General features: G+C 29.3%; 4 protein-coding genes. All 4 read left to right on the forward strand.

Annotated features, from left to right (window positions below; all coding sequences use genetic code 11):
• On the forward strand, positions 1-1,695 hold a 1,695-nt coding region (locus ACTHW2_RS10320), incomplete at its 5' end, for a heavy metal translocating P-type ATPase (RefSeq protein ID WP_442263837.1).
• 77 nt (positions 1,696-1,772) lie between these two features.
• Positions 1,773-2,219, forward strand: a complete 447-nt coding sequence (locus ACTHW2_RS10325) for a DUF305 domain-containing protein (protein WP_442263838.1) — start codon at positions 1,773-1,775, stop codon at positions 2,217-2,219.
• Between the two features lie 208 nt (positions 2,220-2,427).
• Entirely contained in the window at positions 2,428-4,236 is a 1,809-nt protein-coding gene (locus tag ACTHW2_RS10330) for a glycerophosphodiester phosphodiesterase family protein (RefSeq protein ID WP_442263839.1), read from the forward strand.
• A gap of 131 nt (positions 4,237-4,367) precedes the next feature.
• Complete coding sequence (locus tag ACTHW2_RS10335) at positions 4,368-5,180, forward strand: hypothetical protein (protein ID WP_442263840.1); 813 nt, start codon at positions 4,368-4,370, stop codon at positions 5,178-5,180.
• Positions 5,181-5,598 lie beyond the last annotated feature (418 nt).

Genomic DNA, 5,598 nt, shown 5'->3' on the forward strand with positions numbered 1-5,598 from the left:
ATAGCCCTAGCAATAACAGTAGCATATGTATTTAGCACAGCTACAGTTTTTGGTCTTGAAGGAAATGACTTTTTCTGGGAACTTGCTACACTTATAGATATTATGCTTTTAGGACATTGGATAGAAATGAGAGCTGTAGTAAGTGCATCTAGTGCTTTAGAAAAACTAGCTGAACTTATGCCAAACACTGCTCATCTATATAAAGATGGGGATCTAGTAGAAGTTGATATAAGTGAACTAAGTTCTGAGGATAAAATACTTATAAAACCTGGAGAAAAAGTTCCAGCAGATGGTACGATAGTAAAAGGAAAAAGTCATATAAATGAATCCATGTTAACAGGAGAATCAAAACCAGTTGAAAAAGGAGAAGGGGAAAAGATTATAGGAGGATCTATAAACGGCGATGGATCAATAGAAGTAAAGGTTGAAGAAATAGGCGATGACTCTTATTTATCAAAGGTTATAGATATGGTTGAAAAAGCCCAAGAATCTAAATCTAAAACTCAAAACTTAGCAGATAGAGCAGCACTTTGGTTAACTATAACAGCCTTAACTGTAGGTTTTGCTACACTTGTTGTTTGGTACCTTATAACAGATGATTTTACATTTGCCATAGCAAGAATGGCTACAGTAATGGTAATAACATGTCCACACGCACTTGGCCTTGCAATGCCTTTAGTAGTAGCAACATCAACAGCACAGTCAGCAAAAAATGGCTTGCTTATAAGAAACAGAACACAATTTGAAAACTCAAGAAAAGTAGATACGGTAGTATTCGATAAAACAGGAACACTTACTCATGGAGAGTTTGGAGTAAACTTCATAAAAGTTTTTGATGAAAACTATACAAAAGAAAAAGTAATAGAATTTGCCTCAACGCTTGAAAATAATTCTGAACATCCAATTGCCACAGGGATTATAAAAAAGCAAGAAGAGATGGAAGTATCCTTTTTAGATATGGACAATTTTGAAGCTATAAAAGGAAAAGGAGTAAAAGGAACTATAGATGGTAAAAATGTAATGGTAGTAAGTCCTGGATATCTAAAAGAAAATAATATAAAAGTACCAGAAAAGCTTCCAGATCATGGGGTATCAACAGATGTATTTTTAATTATAGATGATAAACTGATCGCAGCAATAGGACTTTCAGATAGCATAAGAGAAGAGTCATATAATACAATAAAAAGACTTAAAGAAGAAGGAATCAAAACATGGATGCTTACAGGAGACAATGAAAAAACAGCCAAACAAGTATCAGAAGAATTAGATCTAGATGGATATTTTGCAGAAGTATTACCTGAACAAAAGCAAGAAAAGATTAAAGAGTTACAATCTGAAGGAAGCTTTGTAGCTATGACTGGAGATGGTGTAAATGATGCCCCAGCACTAGCACAGGCCAATGTAGGTATAGCAATAGGTTCTGGTACAGATGTGGCAGCAGAAACGGCAGATATAATACTTGTAAATTCCAATCCTGAAGATGTTGTATCACTTATTGACTTTGGTAGAGCTACCTACAAGAAAATGATACAAAACCTAATTTGGGCTACTGGCTATAATGTCTTTGCAATACCACTTGCAGCAGGAGTTTTATCTAGCATAGGAATAGTTATATCACCAGCAGTTGGAGCAGTCCTTATGTCACTTAGCACTATAATAGTAGCTATAAATGCAAAACTTCTTAAACTAGATTAAACAATATATATAATATCTCGATTTATAGTAAAGTGAGCTGGGTAAAATTAAACAAAACAAAAGAAGAGGTGTTTAAAATGAAAAAAGCTTATCTAAAATTCTTTGGAATGATTATTACTTCGGCTATATTTATGTATGGTGTTATGTACCTTAATACTTATGAATTAAGTCATGCACTTTTTAGTGAAATGAGATTATACATGACTATACTTTCAACATGTGTTATGGCAATTGTTATGCTTCTATTTATGCTGCATATGCTTAAAAATAAAAAGATAAATATGGCTATAGTTGGAGTAAGCATAGTAGTATTTGCAGGTTCATTTTATTTAATGAGAAATCAAACAACAATAGACGAAGTAGATTATATGGAAGGTATGATTCCTCATCATTCTATAGCAATCTTAACCAGTAAGCGTGCAGATATAAAGGATCCAAGAGTTAGAAAACTAGCAGATGATATAATAAAAGCTCAAGAAAAAGAAATTAAAGAAATGAAGAAACTTATAGAAGAACTTGATTAATAATTTTAAAAAAATCATATTTTATATATTAAACTTTAAAACTATGGTAAATATGTAATGAAGAGATTGGCTAGTATGAAGTCCATATTAAAAATGGCTCATACTAGCCATTTTTAATATATATCCTTGTTAAAAGCCTTGGTATGATAAAAAGTATTCTTGCCTTTTTATATATATAAGATATCATATATAGTTATGGAGGAAAGACATGAAAGAAAAAATATTAAATGCAAAATATATATTAAAAGATTCTTTTGGAATGATTTATGGAGCAGGTATCTATTTATTACTATTTGAACTTATCTATAAAGGACTTATGTTAATCTTATTTAAACCTATATTAAATATTGTTGTTTCTTTATTTATTAGAGCTGGAGGCCATGAAATTTTAGTAAATAGAGAAATATCTCAATTTTTATTAAGTTTTACAGGAATATTTATGGTTATACTAGTAATGACAATATCTGTAGTCCTTGTATACTATGAATTCAGTGTTATTTTGTTGATACTTGATAAGAGCAAGAAAAAAGAAAAAATAAAACTATTACAGATTACAGGAACTGCCCTATTAAAGTTAAAAAAAATTATTAAAAATAGGCAAATAGGCTTGTCACTTTATATTTTAGTCTTAATACCAATTTTAAATATTGGAATACAGTCATCTCTCTTGCCAACCTTATCTATACCAGACTTTATGATAGGAGAAATTGATAAATATCCAGGAAGCGAGATACTATTTTTCCTTTTAAGTTTTGCTTTGATATACTTCTTCGCCAAACTATTTATAGTACTACCTATCATGCTATTTAATAATAAATCTTTTAAAGAAGCTTCAAAAAAGAGTTTTAAAACAATAAAGGGTCAAGGGCTTCAAATTGGATTTTTAATAATAGCTGGAATGTTAATCTGGATAACATTAGCTTATCTACCTTTTATGATACTTGAAAACGTTCAGTTTATATTATTTAGAATTCTAAGATCCTTATCTAATATATCTATGTCGATTTTTACTCTTCTTATTTCTCCATTTATACTGTCAATAAGTCTTGGAATTTATAACTCTTATATTGAAGCCGGTTATTTAAAAAGAGAAGAAATATCAGAAAAGATAGAATTAGGATTTATTGGAAAAAGGATATGGAATATATTAGAAAAAATATTTGATCTTATACAAAGGATAATTTTAAAGATTAAAAAGCATATAAAAATATTTTTACCTTTATTTTTAATACTACTAATTGGACTTAATATATATAGTGAAGAAAGTGTAAAACCAATCCATGATAGACAACTCTTAATAGGACATAGAGGTGGAGAGTATGGAGTTGAAAACACAATAGATACAATTGTTTTTGCTGGAACTAATGGCGCTGACTATGTTGAGATGGATGTGCTACTCACTAAAGATAATGTCCCAGTAGTTATACACGACAATAACTTGAAACGTTTGGGAAATATAGCTGAAAATATAAGTGATTTAACCTTAGAAGAAATAAAAAAGATTACTATAAAAAGTGGAGATTATGAAGACAATATTCCGTCTTTAGAAGAACTATCAAAAGAAGTAAAAGGAAAAACTAAGCTATTATTAGAATTTAAAACTCATGGGAAAGAAAAAGATAGTATAGTTGATAGAACTGTTGAAGTTTTAGAAAAAGAAGAAATACTCGAGGAAACTATATTTCACACATCAGAGATCCGAATAATAGAAGAATTTAATGAAAAGCATGAAGATTTATCTATGGGTTATGTTTTTATAGGAAAAATTGGAACATTTTCAGCTAGAAAAATGTCTAAAATGCCAGTAGATTTTATAAGCGCTGAACAATCACTCATAGATAAAAGGATGATAAGAGAAGTTCACAAATCTAAAAAGGCAGTTTTTGCTTGGACTATAAATGATGATTATAAGGCAGAAAGACTATTAGAACTTGGAGTAGACGGTATAATAACTGACTATCCAGTAGAAATAGTTGAACTTAGGGATAAATACAAAAATTATAATGAGAAAGATTGATATATAAAAATCTAGCATTATCTAACACTATCGAATATATAATATATTTGATAGTGTTTTTATTTAGTATTCCAATATTTGGGTATATATAGATCATAGATCAAATTAAAGTAATAAAGGGGGCATTTGAAATGAAAAAGTTATACAAGATAATAGGACTGCTGATAGTAGTAACTCTTATAGCAGTTGGATGTTCATCTGAAGACTCTGATCAAACAGAAAGACAAGAAACTAATGGAGCTGAAGAAGAAATAGAACGAGAAGAAGACCCAATAGAAGATGAAAAGGATCAAGAGGATCAAGACGATCAAGATGATGAAAAAGAAGAAGATAAATCAGGAGACTTAGAAGGTGAGATTAAATCCCAGGCTTTAATAGATATAATGAACGCTAAAGAATTTACAATGAAAATGAAAATGATAACAACTGTAGATGGTCAAGAGACAGAATCTGTAATAACAAATGCAGCTTCTGGTGACAAAACTTATTCACTGGTAGAATCAGGTAAAACGATAATGAATGTCATAGAAAAAGATGATAAATCTTATGTAATCATGGATGAATCTAAGACAATAATTCAATCAAACAGACACCAAGAAGAGGATGAAGCAGAAGAAAATATAACAGCTGACAATTTAGTATATGATGACCTAAAATATATAGGTAAAGGGAAAGAAGAATTTTTAGGAAAGCAAAGATCTTATGAAGAGTATAGCACAGAAGTTGGTAATGTAAAATACTACTTTGATGGAAAGAAACTGGCTGGTATGAAAATGGATATGGATATGAGCAGTATTTTTGAGGATGAATTAGAAGAAGGAGAAGACACAGAAGGTCTTGTTCCGGAAGAAACAACTATGAAAGTAGAAGTATTATCTTTTGAAAAAGAAGCCGATAATAGTTTGTTTGAGCTACCTGAAGACTATCAAATAGTAGGTCAATAGTTAATAAATAAAATTGCTTAAATATTAATAGAAGGCTAATGTAAACTTAAACTGTTTTAAATATTTAAAACAAATTAAGTTTACATTATTTTTTCATTTTTCATATATTTTTTACTTTGTTAAATAAATATGACTTAATATAATAATATAAAATGTAGATAAATCAATAGTTTTAAAGCTATATGCTAGAGATGTTTTTAAAATAATAAACAATTATAGATATTAATAGCAACTTATATATAAGTGTGTTATACTGTAAAAGGTTATTTAGGAAAAGATGTTTTATCTTGTTATAAAACTTCTGATGCGGACAGAAGATAATATAAATTTAAATAAAAAACAAAAAATGCTACCTCTGTGAGGATTTCGGTAGATGTCAATATAGTTGACGCATTAATTTTAAATTAATTAATTATTT

The sequence above is a fragment of the Tissierella sp. genome, from assembly GCF_052089545.1.
Classification (GTDB): Bacteria; Bacillota; Clostridia; order Tissierellales; family Tissierellaceae; genus Tissierella_A.

Excerpts from the sequence above, each read along its gene's own strand:
- ACTHW2_RS10325 (WP_442263838.1), top strand. The coding sequence starts at position 1,773 with ATGAAAAAAGCTTATCTAAAATTCTTTGGAATGATTATTACTTCGGCT.
- ACTHW2_RS10330 (WP_442263839.1), top strand. The coding sequence starts at position 2,428 with ATGAAAGAAAAAATATTAAATGCAAAATATATATTAAAAGATTCTTTT.
- ACTHW2_RS10335 (WP_442263840.1), top strand. The coding sequence starts at position 4,368 with ATGAAAAAGTTATACAAGATAATAGGACTGCTGATAGTAGTAACTCTT.